17 protein-coding genes are annotated in these 15,019 nt (G+C 58.5%); 10 read left to right on the top strand and 7 right to left on the bottom strand.

Annotation, left to right across the window (positions count from 1 at the left end; translation table 11 throughout):
• The coding region (locus tag AB3Y40_RS17905; protein ID WP_240611103.1) for a GTP-binding protein at positions 1-123 on the bottom strand (123 nt) is incomplete at its 3' end.
• Between the two features lie 196 nt (positions 124-319).
• On the opposite strand from AB3Y40_RS17905, the gene AB3Y40_RS17910 reads away from it, so the two are divergent.
• On the top strand, positions 320-694 hold the full coding sequence (locus tag AB3Y40_RS17910; RefSeq protein ID WP_369440255.1) for a VOC family protein: 375 nt from the start codon (positions 320-322) through the stop codon (positions 692-694).
• Positions 695-704: 10 nt separating this feature from the next.
• On the opposite strand, the gene AB3Y40_RS17915 is transcribed toward AB3Y40_RS17910, so the two are convergent.
• From AB3Y40_RS17915 to AB3Y40_RS17925, 3 genes are read right to left on the bottom strand one after another with little or no spacing between them, the layout of a single operon-like run.
• Positions 705-1,733: a glycosyltransferase family 2 protein gene (locus tag AB3Y40_RS17915; RefSeq protein WP_369440256.1), complete on the bottom strand. Its 1,029-nt coding sequence runs from the start codon at positions 1,731-1,733 to the stop codon at positions 705-707.
• A gap of 5 nt (positions 1,734-1,738) precedes the next feature.
• On the bottom strand, positions 1,739-2,131 hold the full coding sequence (locus AB3Y40_RS17920; RefSeq protein WP_369440257.1) for a GtrA family protein: 393 nt from the start codon (positions 2,129-2,131) through the stop codon (positions 1,739-1,741).
• Complete coding sequence (locus tag AB3Y40_RS17925; protein WP_369440258.1) at positions 2,128-3,648, bottom strand: glycosyltransferase family 39 protein; 1,521 nt, start codon at positions 3,646-3,648, stop codon at positions 2,128-2,130. Before AB3Y40_RS17925 ends, AB3Y40_RS17920 begins: the two co-directional genes overlap by 4 nt.
• Positions 3,649-3,896: 248 nt before the next feature.
• On the opposite strand from AB3Y40_RS17925, the gene AB3Y40_RS17930 reads away from it, so the two are divergent.
• On the top strand, positions 3,897-4,418 hold the full coding sequence (locus AB3Y40_RS17930) for a cell wall hydrolase (protein WP_459554007.1): 522 nt from the start codon (positions 3,897-3,899) through the stop codon (positions 4,416-4,418).
• Between the two features lie 259 nt (positions 4,419-4,677).
• On the top strand, positions 4,678-5,520 hold the full coding sequence (locus AB3Y40_RS17935) for an abortive infection family protein (RefSeq protein WP_369440259.1): 843 nt from the start codon (positions 4,678-4,680) through the stop codon (positions 5,518-5,520).
• A gap of 70 nt (positions 5,521-5,590) precedes the next feature.
• On the opposite strand, the gene AB3Y40_RS17940 is transcribed toward AB3Y40_RS17935, so the two are convergent.
• Entirely contained in the window at positions 5,591-7,927 is a 2,337-nt protein-coding gene (locus AB3Y40_RS17940) for a DNA topoisomerase IV subunit A (RefSeq protein WP_369440260.1), read from the bottom strand.
• Between the two features lie 140 nt (positions 7,928-8,067).
• Between AB3Y40_RS17940 and AB3Y40_RS17945 the strand changes: the two genes are divergently transcribed.
• The 6 genes from AB3Y40_RS17945 (at position 8,068) to AB3Y40_RS17970 (ending at position 12,164) form a co-directional block, all read left to right on the top strand.
• Positions 8,068-8,616 (top strand): SH3 domain-containing protein, encoded by a 549-nt coding sequence (locus AB3Y40_RS17945; RefSeq protein ID WP_369440261.1) that lies wholly within the window; start codon positions 8,068-8,070, stop codon positions 8,614-8,616.
• A gap of 39 nt (positions 8,617-8,655) precedes the next feature.
• A complete protein-coding gene (locus tag AB3Y40_RS17950; RefSeq protein WP_369440262.1) occupies positions 8,656-9,483 on the top strand; it encodes an SDR family NAD(P)-dependent oxidoreductase in 828 nt (275 codons plus the stop codon).
• Positions 9,484-9,536: 53 nt separating this feature from the next.
• Positions 9,537-9,740: a twin transmembrane helix small protein gene (locus AB3Y40_RS17955; protein WP_369440263.1), complete on the top strand. Its 204-nt coding sequence runs from the start codon at positions 9,537-9,539 to the stop codon at positions 9,738-9,740.
• Between the two features lies 1 nt (position 9,741).
• Entirely contained in the window at positions 9,742-10,314 is a 573-nt protein-coding gene (locus tag AB3Y40_RS17960) for a cob(I)yrinic acid a,c-diamide adenosyltransferase (RefSeq protein ID WP_369440264.1), read from the top strand.
• A 165-nt stretch (positions 10,315-10,479) separates the two neighbouring features.
• Positions 10,480-11,238: an electron transfer flavoprotein subunit beta/FixA family protein gene (locus AB3Y40_RS17965; RefSeq protein WP_369440265.1), complete on the top strand. Its 759-nt coding sequence runs from the start codon at positions 10,480-10,482 to the stop codon at positions 11,236-11,238.
• Entirely contained in the window at positions 11,238-12,164 is a 927-nt protein-coding gene (locus AB3Y40_RS17970; protein ID WP_369440266.1) for an electron transfer flavoprotein subunit alpha/FixB family protein, read from the top strand. Before AB3Y40_RS17965 ends, AB3Y40_RS17970 begins: the two co-directional genes overlap by 1 nt.
• Positions 12,165-12,244: 80 nt before the next feature.
• Here AB3Y40_RS17970 and AB3Y40_RS17975 read toward each other — a convergent pair whose 3' ends face one another.
• The gene (locus AB3Y40_RS17975; protein ID WP_369440267.1) at positions 12,245-13,096 is read right to left on the bottom strand and encodes a DUF6473 family protein; all 852 of its coding nucleotides are present in this window, start codon (positions 13,094-13,096) and stop codon (positions 12,245-12,247) included.
• A 165-nt stretch (positions 13,097-13,261) separates the two neighbouring features.
• Here AB3Y40_RS17975 and AB3Y40_RS17980 point away from each other — a divergent pair, with 165 nt between their 5' ends.
• The gene (locus AB3Y40_RS17980; protein ID WP_369440268.1) at positions 13,262-14,137 is read left to right on the top strand and encodes a 3-hydroxybutyryl-CoA dehydrogenase; all 876 of its coding nucleotides are present in this window, start codon (positions 13,262-13,264) and stop codon (positions 14,135-14,137) included.
• Here AB3Y40_RS17980 and AB3Y40_RS17985 read toward each other — a convergent pair.
• Positions 14,134-14,982, bottom strand: coding sequence for a lysophospholipid acyltransferase family protein (locus AB3Y40_RS17985; RefSeq protein WP_369440269.1), 849 nt, complete (start codon positions 14,980-14,982; stop codon positions 14,134-14,136). The genes AB3Y40_RS17980 and AB3Y40_RS17985 overlap by 4 nt on opposite strands.
• Positions 14,983-15,019: the final 37 nt, after the last annotated feature.

Genomic DNA, 15,019 nt, shown 5'->3' on the forward strand with positions numbered 1-15,019 from the left:
GGCCTGGAAGTCGCCAAAGTACTTCGTGATCGCCGCCGTCAGCGTCGTCTTGCCGTGGTCAACGTGACCAATGGTCCCGATGTTCACGTGCGGTTTATTCCGTTCAAACTTTGCCTTTGCCATGGTGCAACTGCCCTTTAGTTTAAGGGGGCCGCTGTGGCCCCTGATCCAACATCGCGGGCGATGTATTGCGGATTGGCGGAGAAATCAAGCGTGGTTTGTGCTAAGCAGTCCCGATACACAAACCATGCAGGAACCATGCACCCCCGATCCGCATGATTTCCTGAATACCGATTAACGCATTTACGGAGCCCCTACGATGAAACTTGGTGCTTTTTCCATCAGCCTGAACGTCAAAGACCTTGCCGCCAGCCGCGCGTTTTACGAGACGCTGGGCTTTGACACCCTGGGTGGCGACATGAGCCACAATTATCTGATTATGAAAAACGAACAGACCCTGATCGGGCTGTTTCAGGGACATATTCCGGCCAATACGTTGACCTTTAATCCCGGCTGGGACCAGAACGCAGGCGAGGTAGAAGGCGAATGGGATGACGTGCGCGCCATTCAGGCGATCCTGAAAAGTGCCGGCATCGCGCTGGAAGCCGAAACCGATGCCGAAGCGACCGGCCCCGGCCATATCATGATGCTGGACCCTGATGACAACGCCATTCTGATCGACCAGCACCGGTAAGGCGCGGAGTTTAGCGCATGGGGTCAGCCGGCACCGGGGCGGGGTCATCGTCTGCGGCGGGTATCGCGCGGGTGGCCTCGCGCGGTGCTTCAAGTGCAGCGGGCCGCGCTGTGTGCACGGCGTTGATAAAATAAAGCGGCCTGTTCTTGACCTCATTAAAGGTGCGGCCAAGGTATTCACCGATGATCCCCAAGCCGATCAACTGCACGCCGCCCAGAAATGAGATTGCCACAAAGAGCGTTGGGAAGCCGGCGACTTCATCGCCGAAGATCAGCGATTTCAGCATGATGAACAGGCCATAGAAGAACGACAGAACCGCGACACAGAACCCAACATAGCCAAAGGCGCGCAGCGGCAGGGTTGAAAAGGACGTGATCCCTTCGAGCGAGAAATTCCACAGCTTCCAGTAGTTAAAGCTGGTCACGCCTCCAAAGCGCGGATCGCGGTCATAGTCGACAAAGGTGCGTTTGAACCCCACAAACGCAAAGATACCTTTCATGAACCGGTGTCGTTCCCGCATGCTGTTGATCGCATCTAGCGCCTTGCGGTCGATCAGGCGAAAGTCGCCGACGTTTGCGGGGATTGACGAATGCCGGTCGAGCCGCTTGATCAGCTTATAGAACAGTGACGCCGTCGCTTTTTTGAGGAACGTTTCCCCCTGCCGGGACCGGCGGCGGGCATCGACGACATCATAGCCCTCGCGCCATTTCGCAATCAAATCCACGATCAGTTCCGGCGGGTCCTGCAAATCCACATCAATCGGAATGGCTGCCCGGCCGCGCGCGTGGTCAAGACCGGCGGTCAGTGCGATTTCCTTGCCGAAATTGCGGCTGAGATCGACCACAACCACACGGGGGTCCTGTGCCTGAAGGGCGATCAGCATGGGCAGCGTGTTGTCCCGGCTGCCATCATTCACGAAGACGATTTCGCCGTCGATTTTGTTGCCGTCAAAGGTCGCGGTCAGGCGGTCATAGAAGGCCTGCAACGAGTCCTCTTCATTATAGGCGGGTGCAACGACCGAGATTTCAGGTGCAGCCATAGTGATTATTCAACCCGTTTGCGAAAAGTGATTTTGTCATGGGCCAGATAATTGCACAGAAATACGATCAGCGTACTGAGAACCTGCGATATCGGGACGGGCCAGCCAAAGACCCGGTAAAACACATAGAACAGGCACGTGTTCAACAGGATCGACAGCACCACAATGATCGCATAGCGCCAGGTGGTTTGCTGGTGGGGCTGGTCGCTTTGGAACGTGTAGACGTAGTTCAGCACATAGCCCAAGATCGCCCCGCAGACGGCCCCAAGGAACGACCAGACGACCGCCGCGTCCCAGACCAGCAGGCCTGCAAACATCACCGCGTAGTGCAGTGCGGTTGCCAGAACACCGGCAAAGCCGAACTTGACGAGTTTGTGCAGCGGTGACTGATCCGTCATCTGCCATCACCCGCCAGCACATCTGTTACGGTGTTCAGGAACTCTGTATCCTGCGACACTACAACAACACGATAGCCTGCAACATCCTGTTCGACATGGCCGGGGTGCTTGGCAATCAACGTGTCGGCCAGCGCATTCCATCGCGCGATAGCATCGGGATCAAAGCGGCTTAGCCGTTCGACGATCAGGATCAGGGACCGGCAGGGGCTGTCGGCCGTCAGGCACTGATCGGACGCCTTTGTGATTGCGGCGATATCGGCGTCCTGACTGTCGTGGCTGATCGGGGTGGCAAGTCCGACCAGGGCAGACCGCGCCACCACCATTTGCGGCATCAAGTATTCCTTGGCAAACACCTGATCCTGCGCCGGGTCCATCAGGGCCACAAATGTGCCGGTCCGGTCGGCAAAGTTGAATTCGCGCGCGGGCACAAAGCTGTTCTGGACGGTTGTCAGAGCATTTGCGACCAACAAGACCGCGCCGATCAGCACCGCAATGGGACGCGGCAGGCGCAACAACAGCATAGCGACAAAAATTGCCGTAAAAACAGTAAAGACCTGAATGGTGCGCACCAGATAGATCGGTTCGTAGATACCGATAACAGCGGCCAGAATCATGCCCCCTGCGGTGAACAGGAAAAACACAACAGCATCGTCACGGTCCCGCATCCAAAGCAGGACAAACCCGGCAACCATGGCCAGAAACGCAACCGGTTTGACCCACATCGGATAGGGGAATGCACCCAGCGTCGTCCCATAGAAGATGCGCAAAGTGGTGGCTTGCATCCATGATTTGTCCGGGTCGCCAAGCGAGCTGGAAAAAAGATGGTTCAGTTGCGGCAGCACCAGAATGGTCGCGATAAAGAGGCCAAGATAGACCCAGAAAAGGGTCATGCGGTCGCCGCGCAGCAGATAATAGAGACCCACCAACGTAAAGAGCATATAGAAAAGCGCCGCTGTGTAATGCGTGTAAAAGGCCAGCGCGAGGCTGACAGCAAAGCCAATGAGTGGCAAAACCCGCGACATGAGGCCGGCCCGGTCAGCACGCGGTGCCGACCGCAATCCCAGAAAGCAAAGGAATGAGAGCAGGAACAAGAGCCGCAACAGCGGATACATTCGGATGTCACGGTCAAACTGAATGGCCGTCGGGAAAGTTGCCAAAAAGGCTGCTGCAATCAGGGCCGCTGGAATGCCGTAGAGCCTTTTGACGATCACGAAGAGCAGACCGATTGCGGCCACGCCCAATGTGGCCGAGAACAGCCTTGCGGCGTCTCGGCTTTCACCGAATAGCGCGACCCATCCTTTGAGGGACAGAAAGTAAAGCGGCGGGTGAATATCGGTGGTGCGTCCGATGTCGATCAGATGTGCAACACTTGTGCGCGCATAGCTGAGCGAATGCAGCTCGTCCCCCCAGGGCGTTTTGTAGCCGATGGCCCAGATGCGCAAGGCAGTACCGACCGTCAGGATGATCAGCAGAAGAAATGGCCAGGACAGTTTGAAAGGGGGCACACTCTTATTCATGACTTTGATCCGTCTTGGACTGTTGAAACGCCTTTGAGCAGAAGATGTTATCGCAGGATATTGCTTTTGATTTTCCAATGCGTAGTGCCTGCAATGCTGTGAAACAAGCGGCGCAGTTTGGGTTTGCTGAAATGGTGTGAGTGGGGTCACAGGACCGCGCTGGGTTTGGCAAACAAAGTGAGGTATCGGTGTGATGCAGAGGTTGCCGGGGGCAACCGATGTTGTCGGAGACAAAAGGGATAGGCCGGATGCTGGGTAGAAGAGCCAAGGGTGCGCAAGTGATTGCTTTGGTGGCGGCCTGTGGCCTGTCCGGTTGTGCGCGGCAGCCGGACCCTGGTGGGGCGGACGTATCTGCGGCAGAGGTGAATTGCATGGCGCGGGCGATGTATTTTGAATCGAACCGGTCCAGCCGGGACGGGATGATCGCGGTGGGCAGCGTTGTGATGAACCGGGTGCAATCGGGTGATTTCCCAAGTTCCGTCTGCGCCGTGGTCAGCCAGCGAAACCAGTTCGCGCCGGGCGTCATGCGCAAGACCATGCGGGGCGAAGCACGGGCGCTGGCCGAAGCCTCGGCCATTGCGGTGCTGAGGGGCGAAAGGCACCCGAACGTCGGGCGCGCGCGCTTCTTTCATGCCGCGTGGTATAACGCCAATTTCAACAATATCCATTATGTTGTGACGGCGGGTGGAAATGCGTTTTACGAAAAGCGGCGACCGGAGGACGTCACATCACCAGAGCCCATACCGCAGGTTGAAGGGATTACCGGTTAAGGGTGATATGCGCGGTCAGAATTGAACAGTCCGGCAGAGGTCGCGGTGTGTCGGGCGATTGAGACGGCGTGGCGAACGTTGGCAATGAGCCCAAGGTGAACATAGTTTGCGGCGTAGCCAATGTCAGCAAAGTCGATCTTCCGCGATCGTCAGACCTAGGCGAACGAGAAACTGCGAAGGTTGTGGAGCACATTTCAGGCACTTGAAAAGTGTCACCAAAAAAAGATAGAACGCGCATCCACCATGTGAGGGCAGCGCTATGGACGGAAAGATACCGTCGCCCGTGATAGGCGTCTTGGGCGAGATTTTCAGTGACCACTATACGCACGCGGATATTGACCGCCTTTTCGCCTACGCCGATGCGCCCGAAGAAAACCCCGGCGGGAACAAGGTACAGAAAACCGTCGATTGGCTGCGCCTCACTAACAAGCGATGTCCGTCGCCTTTAGAGGTGCTTGGCCCACTCTTGGAGGATATTCTTGAGAAACCGGGTTGGGACCCTTCGAGCGGCGATAACTGGATGCGCGTTGAAGAGCCTGAATGGTCAGTCAACCTAAAGCGCAGACAGGAGCGAATACGGAAATCGCTGTCACGCTCCAGGCTGAGCTATTCCGTTGGCGGCAATATCGGCACCGCAAGCGCAACGCCAACGGCATCATTGGACGACATAGTTTCGCAGCGCGGTCTATCTGCCGTCGAAGTCGAAATGAAACGCGCGTTGAAACAAGTCGAAGATGATCCTAATGCAGCGGCGCAGTATGCGGGCAATGTGCTTGAAGCGACGTTCAAGGCCTATCTGAACAAAAGGAAAGTTACGTACAACGAGAACAGGGACACGCTAAACGATTTGTGGCGCTTCACTCGCGATGATCTTGGGATCAACCCAAAAGACTTAGAGGCAAAGGACCTAAAGAAAATCGCCTCCGGGCTTGGGAGCATCGTGGACGGGACCATGTACCTCAGGAACAAGCGCAGTGGCGCTCACGGGCGCACCGAAGCAGAGCACACGACGTCCGCGATACGTCCGCGGCACGCACGGCTTGTCATCCACTCAGCGCATACTTTAGCGGCGTATGTGTTGGAGTGTTTGGAGAACGCCTAAGGTGCACAGGTAACGAAGCGGACGTATGCGGCACTGTGGCAGACGGCAGCTTCGTCCGCAAAGCGGCAGTTCACCCAAACCGGTTGGTCTTCGGGAAACCGTAGGGGGGACGTTTGCCGACGCCGGCGCGGGCGCCTTTCCAGTCGGTCATGTCAGGCTCGGTGCGGGTTTTGTCGCCGCCCATGGGCCAGCTGAGGCCATCGGCCCAGTTGAAGGTGGTCACGTCAGACAGGCCGCCGTCCAGTTCAAGCGTACCCTGCCGGCCGCGGGCGGATTTGTATTTTTGCAGGCGCACGCCCTTGCCCCGGCCCAGTTCGGGCAGTTCATCAAGGGCAAAGACCAGCAGTTTGGCGTTTTCGGACACCACGGCCACGTGGTCACCTGCAACGCGGCGCACGACCTTGGCAACGGTATCCTTGACATTCAGCACCTGTTTGCCGGTGCGGGTCTGGGCGATCACATCGCTTTCGGGCACGACAAAGCCGTTGCCTTCGGCGCTGGCAACCAGCAATTTGGCGTCCGGCAGGTGCTTGAAGATGTCCACGATGGCCGCGTCATTGGGCAGATCGACCATCAGGCGCAGGGGTTCACCCATGCCACGCCCGCCGGGCAGGTTGGCCGCGGAAAGCGTGTAGAACCGCCCGTTTGAGCCAAAAACCAGCAGCCGGTCGGTGGTTTCGGCGTGAAAGATATGGCCCGGCCCGTCGCCGTCCTTGAACTTTAGCTCGCGCGCAAGGTCAATATGCCCGGTCATCGCGCGGATCCAGCCCATTTGCGAAACGACAACGGTAATCGGTTCGCGGTCGATCATCGCCTCGAGCGGGACATCGGGGATGTCGGCGGCATCACCAAAGGTGGTGCGGCGCTTGCCTGTCTCTGTGCTGTTACCGAATTGCTTGCGGGTCTCGCGCAGCTGGTCGGCGATCTTGGTCCATTGCAGGTCTTCGCTGTCCAGCAGGTCTTCGAGTTCGGCGCGTTCGAGCATCAGCGCGTCACGTTCGGCCAGCAGCTCAATCTCTTCCAGCTTGCGCAAGGACCGCAGGCGCATGTTCAGGATGGCTTCGGCCTGAACCTCGGACAGGGACACCTCTGGGTCGGCACCGGGGCTGATCGGACTGATGTAGTCTTTTTCGTCGGTTGCGCGGGGCTTGGGCGCGGCCCAGTCTTCGACCATCAGCGCCTGCTTGGGGTCGTCGTCGTAGCGGATGATGTCGATCACCCGGTCGAGGTTCAGGAAGGCGACGATGAACCCTTCGAGCACCTCTAGCCGGTGGTCGATCTTGTCCATCCGGTGCTTGGAGCGGCGGATCAGAACCGCGCGGCGGTGATCAAGAAAGGCGCGCAACAGTTCCTTGACGCCGCAGACGCGCGGTTCAAGCCCGTCGATCAACACATTCATGTTGAGGCTGAAGCGGGTTTCCAAATCACTGTTCTTGAACAGCAATCCCATCATCATATCCGCGTCCACGGTCTTGGCACGCGGTTCGAGGACGATACGGATGTCTTCAGCACTTTCATCCCGCACATCAGCCAACAGCGGGACCTTTTTGGTCTGGATGACCTCTGCCAGCTTTTCGATCAGCTTGGATTTCTGAACCTGATAGGGAATCTCGGTGACGACGACTTGCCATTGGCCGCGGCCCAGATCCTCGACCTCGTGACGGGCACGGGTACGGATGGAACCGCGCCCGGTGCGGTAGGCCTCTGCGATGTTTTCACGGCTTTCGACGATCACGCCGCCGGTCGGGAAATCGGGGCCTGGGATGTATTCCAGCAAGGTATCATCACGGGCGTTGGGCGCTTTGATCAGATGCAGGCAGGCGTCGATCAGCTCGTGCAGGTTATGGGGCGGGATGTTCGTGGCCATGCCGACCGCAATGCCGCTGCTACCGTTGGCCAACAGGTTGGGAAAGGCGGCGGGGAAGACAACAGGTTCTTCAAGCGTGCCGTCATAATTGGGGCGGTAGTCGACGGCGTTTTCGGTCAGCCCCTCCATCAGGGCCTCTGCCGCGGCGGTCATCCGCGCCTCGGTATACCGCGCCGCAGCCGGGTTATCGCCGTCGATGTTGCCAAAGTTGCCCTGCCCGTCGACCAGCGGGTAGCGCACGTTGAAATCCTGCGCGAGCCGGGCCATGGCGTCATAGATCGCAGCGTCGCCATGCGGGTGATAGTTGCCCATCACATCGCCGGAGATCTTGGCCGACTTGCGAAAGCCCCCCGCAGAAGCGAGCCGGAGTTCACGCATTGCGTACAATATGCGCCGATGCACGGGTTTTAGCCCGTCTCTGGCATCAGGCAGCGCCCTATTCATAATCGTGGATAACGCATAGGTCAGATACCGCTCGCCGATGGCTCGACGGAGGGGTTCAACAATATCCAGTGGGGTGTCGCCTGAATCTTCGCTCATTTGGGTATGGTCTAGCCGAGGGGTCAGTGGCCGTAAAGACGACATGACGCGGCACATGCGGTTTTTCCCCTCATCCGCAGGAACGAATCTCGCTAAGAGACGTTCGTGGGGAAGTAGCTAACGATTCTTTGGGGGTCGCCGTGGGCAAGTTTATCGTCGGAACGTTTCTGATTTTGGGTTGGACATTTTATGAGATGTCCGGCGGTGCAGATTTTGTGCCCGAAGAGCGTATTGTCGCCGAAGCCGAGGTCGTTGAACCTGCCGTCGAAGTGACCGCTGTGACGCGGTCAGCTAGCACGCCGCTGGTGAGTCTTGCAATGCCGGTGGCGACAGAGGTGACCGTGCAGACGCCCGAAGAGACCGCACAAATCGTGCAGGCCAGCGTTGAAACCGTGGTTGAGACCATTGAGACCGCAGCACTGACCGAGACTGCCGCGCTGACCGAAACGGTGCCAACCCCTGCCGCACCTGCACCTGTGGCCGTCCCGATCCTTGATCTGCGCTATGTTGCGGGCACACGCGTGAATATGCGCACTGGACCGGGCACCAATTTTGGCGTCATCGACACCCTGCCCGGCGGGACCGAGGCCGAGGTTATCGACGTGGATGTGAACGGATGGGCGAATATCCGCATCACGTCGACCGGTGTTGAGGGCTGGATGGCCGAGCGGCTGCTGACCGACGGGTAAACGCTTGCACCAACCGAATGGACGCGGCAAAGCTGCGCCATGACACAAAAAACCATACTGATCACGGGCTGTTCATCGGGCATCGGATACGATGCGGCTCACGGGTTGCGTGCCGCAGGCTGGCGCGTTTTCGCATCCTGCCGCAAGGCCACCGATTGCGGGCGGCTGATGTCCGAAGGCTTTGACAGCCCGCTGATCGACTATACCGACAGCGAAAGCATCTATAGCGGGCTGGCCGATGTTCTCGAGGCGACGGGCGGCAGGCTGGATGCGGTATTCAACAATGGCGCCTATGCCTGCCCCGGCTTTGTCGAGGACTTGCCGCGCGGCGCGCTGCGCGAGATATTCGAAACCAATCTTTTTGGTGTGCAAGAGCTGACCAATGCGATCATTCCGGTGATGCGCAATCAGGGGCATGGCCGGATCGTGAATTGTTCCAGCGTGCTGGGGCTTGTTGGCGGCAAGTGGCGCGGGGCCTATGTGGCAACGAAATTCGCCATGGAAGGGCTGACCGATGTGCTGCGGCTGGAAATCGCAGAGAGCGGCATCAAGGTGATCCTGATTGAACCGGGGCCGATCACCTCTGCCATCCGGCAAAACTCTATCCCGCATTTTGAAAAATGGATCGACCGCGAAGGGTCGGCCCGAGCGCGCGATTATGACGCGCTGCATGACCGGCTGTACGAGGACACCGGCCCTGACAAGTTTGAGCTGCCCGCCAGCGCGGTCACCCAAAAGCTGTTGAAGGCGCTGGAAAGCCCCAACCCCAAGCCGCGCTGTTACGTCACACGGCCCACATATTTGATGGGCTTTTTGCGGCGTATCCTGTCCAGCCGCATGCTGGATCGCGTTTTGGCAATGGACTAGCCCTTTTCTTTGCGGCCTGCCCTGCTACATCGGGGCGAACACGGGGGAAGACCATGGCAAATGATCCGCTTTTCATTCTGGTGATTATCGCCTGCCTTGTGGTGCTGGGCATCCTGATGTTTGGGGTCGGCACCTTTGGTAAGGGCGGCGAATACAATCGCAAACACGCCAACAAGCTGATGCGCTGGCGGATCATCGCGCAGTTCATTGCGGTTTGCCTCATCCTGCTGTTTGTCTGGCTGCGCGGAGGAAACTGACATGGTTGTGCTGAACAAGATCTACACCAAGGCCGGTGACGCCGGTGAGACCGCCCTTGGCAACGGCAGCCGGGTGGCCAAGCATTCAATGCGGGTCACGTCTTATGGCACGGTGGACGAATTAAACGCCACCGTCGGCCTCGCGCGGTTGCACGCAGAGGGGGATGTGGATGCCAAGCTGGCGATGATCCAGAACGACCTTTTTGATCTGGGCGCTGATTTGTGTCGTCCCGATATGGAAAAGGACGGCGAGGCGGAATACCCGGTGTTGCGGATGACCGACGCACAGGTGACCCGGTTGGAAACCGAACTGGACACGATGACGCAGGCTGTTGAACCATTGCGGTCCTTTATCCTGCCGGGCGGATCACCACTGGCAGCACATCTGCATCTGTGCCGGACAGTTGCGCGTCGGGCCGAACGGCTGAGCGTCGAGCTGGCCACGATGGAGGCTGTGAACCCCGCAGCGGTCAAATACCTGAACCGATTGTCGGACTGGTTCTTTCAGGCGTCGCGGATCGCCAATGATGATGGCCGCGATGATGTCTTGTGGGTTCCAGGCGCCAACCGGTGATTCTCGAGCGGCGTCCATGACGCTGCGTATTGGTGTGAAAAAGCGACCGATTTTTTCATGGCTGCGTCGATTTTGGATTGTCAGGTGTCTTTTGGTTCTACTAGACATTGGCCTAACTGACGCTTGCGGAATGTCCCGCAGGCCCACCACGAGGAGATACGCCCGATGAAGGTCCTGGTACCGGTCAAGCGCGTGATTGACTACAACGTGAAGGTCCGCGTGAAAGCGGACGGCAGCGGTGTCGATCTTGCAAATGTCAAAATGTCGATGAACCCGTTCGACGAAATTGCTGTCGAAGAGGCCATTCGTCTGCGCGAAGCAGGCAAGGCCGACGAAGTTATTGCCGTCTCGATCGGGGTCAAGCAGTCACAGGAAACGCTGCGCACGGCGCTGGCCATGGGTGCTGACCGCGCCATTCTGGTGGTCGCAACCGACGACGTGCACAACGACATCGAGCCGCTGGCCGTGGCCAAGGTGCTCAAAGCTATTGTCGACGAAGAACAGCCCGGTCTGGTGCTGTGCGGCAAGCAGGCCATCGACAACGACATGAACGCCACCGGCCAGATGCTGTCTGCCCTGCTGGGCTGGTCACAGGCCACATTCGCATCTGAGGTGGATGTCGAAGGCGACAGCGCCACCGTGACCCGCGAAGTGGATGGCGGTTTGCAGACCATCAAGGTCAAGATGCCGACAATCGTGACGGTTGATCTGCGCCTGAACGAGCCGCGCTATGCCTCGCTGCCGAACATCATGAAGGCCAAGAAAAAGCCGCTGGATGAAAAGACACCTGCCGATTACGGCGTTGATGTCACCCCGCGCCTGACCGTGGTGAAGACAACCGAACCCGAGGCCCGCAAGGCCGGGATCATCGTCGGCTCTGTTGATGAGCTGGTCGAGAAACTCAAAGAAGCGGGGGCTGTGTAATGGCTGTTCTTCTGATTGCAGATGTGAACGCGGGCGAATTGTCCGTAGATGCCACCGCCAAGGCGGTATCGGCCGCCGGTGCGCTGGGTGATGTGACCGTGCTGTGCGTCGGTGCCAATTCCAAGGGTGCCGCCGACGAGGCCGCCAAGATCGACGGCGTAGCCAAGGTGCTGTGCGCCGAAGATGCGGTTCTGGGCCACCAAATGGCAGAGCCTGCCGCTGATCTGATCGTGTCGCTTGCAGGGGATTATTCCCACATTGCCGCACCGGGCACGACGGACGCCAAGAACATCATGCCGCGCGTCGCGGCCTTGCTCGATGCGCAGGTTATCAGCGAAGTTACCGCGATTGTGGATGGCGACACCTTTGAGCGCCCGATCTACGCAGGCAACGCCATCCAGACCGTCAAATCGGCGGATGCAACGAAAGTCTTGACCATCCGCACCGCAGGCTTTGACGCCGCGGACTTGAACGGTTCTGCCGCGGTCGAGATGATCGGCGCACCGGCTGATCCGGGCCTGTCGTCCTGGGTGGAAGACAAGGTTGCCGCCAGCGACCGACCAGAGCTGACCAGCGCAGGTGTGGTTGTGTCCGGCGGGCGCGGTGTTGGGTCCGAAGAGGACTTTGCCCTGATTGAAAAGCTGGCTGACAAGCTGGGGGCCGCTGTTGGTGCGTCCCGTGCGGCAGTCGATTCGGGCTATGCGCCGAACGACTGGCAGGTTGGTCAGACCGGTAAGGTTGTGGCCCCCGATCTTTACGTTGCTGTTGGCATCTCGGGTGCGATCCAGCACCTCGCCGGTATGAAGGACAGCAAGGTGATCGTCGCGATCAACAAGGACGAAGAAGCCCCGATTTTCCAGGTGGCGGACTATGGCCTTGTGGCTGACCTGTTCGCGGCTGTGCCGGAGCTGACGGAAAAACTATAACCGGCACCGTCACAAGTTCGAAAAATGCCAAAGTCCCGCCCCCAAAAGGGGCGGGACTTTGCATTGGGAAGAATGATTTATCAGGCCGCGCGCTGCGCCATTGCAGTGCGTAGGCTGGGGACGAGCATATTGGCCGCCTCGTGATGGCAAGCGACGCCCATCATGGAACTGGCCGCCTTGGCCTGCAGCGGTGAATAGAACATCCCCTTGGTGCCCTGCGCGCGGGCCACGTCAGTGGGGTTTACCACGATGACATCACGGACAAGGTGCCGAAGATTGTCGACCATTTCTGCGGTCACAAACAGCGGATCGACCTGCAGCGGATTGTCGTGCTGGTCCCAGGGGTCATCAGTCATAGGTGTCTTGGAAAACCACAACAGAACCGAACGTGGACCGATCTGGCCCAGCATGTTCTTCATCCGCGCAACCCAGGCTTCGCGCAATTCTGACACCACAATGTCGAACCGTTCCGGCGACATGGCATGCAGCGTGCTGAGCATGTGGCGCGTAAAGGTGAAATCGGCAAAGTCGACGTCGTTAAAAATCGCCTCCATCACCGTGGAGGCACGCAGGAACCGGTCATTGCGGCGCGGATGCACCGAATAGAAGCGGTTCGACATGTAATTCGCGCCCATGATCTGCACCACGGTCATTTGCGCATCATTGCAGATGCCCATGATCGTGGGGTCGTTCACAAAGGCATCAACACCGCCGTTCACGCAACCGAGGTTGACGCAGGTCATGCCCATTTCTTTTTCGACCAGGGCAGGCACCGGTTTGTCGATGAATTTGCCAAACGTCTCTGTCCCGCCGATGAACGAGATATACGGACTGTCCAACCGACGTTTTGGGCCACGGAAAAAGATCCGCGACATCCCGTACCGGCAGGGTGCGTAGTGCAGTCCACCGCCATCTATAGCTTCATGTTTCATGGTTCCCAACGCCTCTTGTCTGTTACCCACGCAACAGAGATTCGCTGAAATGCATTTCGAATTCGCTAAAGTGAAAGTTTGAACATTCTTTTAAGCGACCGCCCGCCTTGTGGCGGCCCAGCGGGGGCGGCATAACATGCCCCAGAACAGTAAAGGATTTTGGCCATGACGATCAATTCTGTGGGCATTGTCGGTGCGGGGCAGATGGGCAATGGCATTGCCCATGTTTTTGCCTTGGCGGGATTTGAGGTCAAAATTACCGACATCAGTGATGATGCGCTTAAGGCCGCTGTGGCCCTGATTGACCGCAATCTGGACCGGCAAGTCGGCAAGGGTGCCATTGATGCCGCATCCAAGGCTGCCGCGATGGCGCGGATCAGCACCACCCAGACGCTGACCGATCTGGGCCCCAGCGATCTGATCATTGAGGCCGCAACAGAGCGCGAGACGATCAAGCAGGCCATATTCGAGGACCTTGTTCCGCATTTGAAGCCAGAGACAATCCTGACCTCGAACACCTCGTCCATTTCGATCACACGACTGGCAAGCCGCACGGACCGACCTGAAAAGTTCATGGGCTTTCATTTCATGAACCCCGTGCCAGTGATGCAATTGGTTGAGCTGATCCGCGGCATTGCCACCGATGAACCGACGTTCCGCGCCTGTCAGGATGTGGTCAAGAAGCTGGGCAAGACCAGCACCGCGTCCGAGGATTTCCCCGCGTTCATTGTCAACCGCATCCTGATGCCAATGATCAACGAGGCGATTTATACCCTGTATGAAGGTGTCGGATCGGTGCAATCCATCGATACTTCGCTCAAACTGGGTGCGAACCATCCGATGGGCCCGCTGGAGCTGGCCGATTTCATCGGGCTGGATACCTGTCTGGCGATCATGAACGTGCTGCACGATGGGCTTGCGGATACCAAGTACCGCCCTTGCCCGCTGCTAACGAAATACGTCGAGGCCGGGTGGCTGGGCCGCAAGTCGCAACGGGGCTTCTATGATTATCGTGGCGAGGTACCGGTGCCGACCCGCTAGGGTTTGAGCGCCAGCGTCTGTGCACGCAGCCAGGCCATGAAGCTGCGCGGCTCTGCTGCTTTATCGGCCCATTGGTCAGGGGTGATCGGATCACCAATGATCGGACGGAACACCGTGTTGCGGGACCGCACGATTTCGTGGATCAGCAAGCTTTGCCGCAAGGTCGCCGAGATCTGATGCGCCATTTGATAGGCGCGCGAATTGGCACCGGGAAAGAAGCAGGGCACAACCGTCGCGCCCGATTTGCGGATCATTTTGGCGGTAAAGACGTTCCATTCGGTTTCCACCGCAGGGCCGAACAGAGATTCCGACGTCGCGACAACGCCTGACGGAAAGAGCGCCACCAGCCCATCATTCTTGAGATGCGACATCGCCGCGTGGCGCATTTCGACCATGCGTTGCTGGGCGTCAACATGGTGCGGAAACGGCACCGGGATCAGGAATTGGCTGGCCACGGTATCAATCTCTGTCAGCAGCGAGCGGGTCAGGATCTTGTAGTCCAGCCTGCGGCGGCCGATGATTTCGGCCATAACCATGCCATCAACCATGCCGTGGGGGTGATTGGCGACAAAGACCACGGGGCCAGTTTCGGGGATGCGCGCCAGCTCTTCCGGCGGGGTCTGGATGTCGACACCCAGCACATCCAGCGCAGATGTCCAGAATTCCTGTCCCTGATAGGGTCCGCGGCGTTCAAATTCCCGGATCATGCGCACGACCTGCAACTTGCCGGTCATCCACTCGATCGAGCGGATCAGGCCAGACCTCAACGGGCTGTCGAACGAGGTGGCATAGCTGAGCACACCACGGTCGTAATGCACAGGATTAGCCTTGGTGGCGGGCGGCATGGTGGGCGCCTTGCTGGTCAAATCGGTCAATCCGTTG

It is taken from the genome of Yoonia sp. R2331 (genome assembly GCF_041103235.1).
Taxonomy (GTDB): domain Bacteria; phylum Pseudomonadota; class Alphaproteobacteria; order Rhodobacterales; family Rhodobacteraceae; genus CANMYO01.

What these genes read in the sequence shown, in the direction of transcription:
- AB3Y40_RS17925 (WP_369440258.1), bottom strand. Translation starts at nt 3,648, where the DNA reads ATGAATAAGAGTGTGCCCCCTTTCAAACTGTCCTGGCCATTTCTTCTG.
- AB3Y40_RS17975 (WP_369440267.1), bottom strand. Translation starts at nt 13,096, where the DNA reads ATGAAACATGAAGCTATAGATGGCGGTGGACTGCACTACGCACCCTGC.
- AB3Y40_RS17915 (WP_369440256.1), bottom strand. Translation starts at nt 1,733, where the DNA reads ATGGCTGCACCTGAAATCTCGGTCGTTGCACCCGCCTATAATGAAGAG.
- AB3Y40_RS17970 (WP_369440266.1), top strand. Translation starts at nt 11,238, where the DNA reads ATGGCTGTTCTTCTGATTGCAGATGTGAACGCGGGCGAATTGTCCGTA.
- AB3Y40_RS17950 (WP_369440262.1), top strand. Translation starts at nt 8,656, where the DNA reads ATGACACAAAAAACCATACTGATCACGGGCTGTTCATCGGGCATCGGA.
- AB3Y40_RS17985 (WP_369440269.1), bottom strand. Translation starts at nt 14,982, where the DNA reads ATGCCGCCCGCCACCAAGGCTAATCCTGTGCATTACGACCGTGGTGTG.
- AB3Y40_RS17960 (WP_369440264.1), top strand. Translation starts at nt 9,742, where the DNA reads ATGGTTGTGCTGAACAAGATCTACACCAAGGCCGGTGACGCCGGTGAG.
- AB3Y40_RS17940 (WP_369440260.1), bottom strand. Translation starts at nt 7,927, where the DNA reads ATGAGCGAAGATTCAGGCGACACCCCACTGGATATTGTTGAACCCCTC.
- AB3Y40_RS17965 (WP_369440265.1), top strand. Translation starts at nt 10,480, where the DNA reads ATGAAGGTCCTGGTACCGGTCAAGCGCGTGATTGACTACAACGTGAAG.
- AB3Y40_RS17935 (WP_369440259.1), top strand. Translation starts at nt 4,678, where the DNA reads ATGGACGGAAAGATACCGTCGCCCGTGATAGGCGTCTTGGGCGAGATT.
- AB3Y40_RS17920 (WP_369440257.1), bottom strand. Translation starts at nt 2,131, where the DNA reads ATGACGGATCAGTCACCGCTGCACAAACTCGTCAAGTTCGGCTTTGCC.
- AB3Y40_RS17980 (WP_369440268.1), top strand. Translation starts at nt 13,262, where the DNA reads ATGACGATCAATTCTGTGGGCATTGTCGGTGCGGGGCAGATGGGCAAT.
- AB3Y40_RS17955 (WP_369440263.1), top strand. Translation starts at nt 9,537, where the DNA reads ATGGCAAATGATCCGCTTTTCATTCTGGTGATTATCGCCTGCCTTGTG.
- AB3Y40_RS17930 (WP_459554007.1), top strand. Translation starts at nt 3,897, where the DNA reads ATGCTGGGTAGAAGAGCCAAGGGTGCGCAAGTGATTGCTTTGGTGGCG.
- AB3Y40_RS17910 (WP_369440255.1), top strand. Translation starts at nt 320, where the DNA reads ATGAAACTTGGTGCTTTTTCCATCAGCCTGAACGTCAAAGACCTTGCC.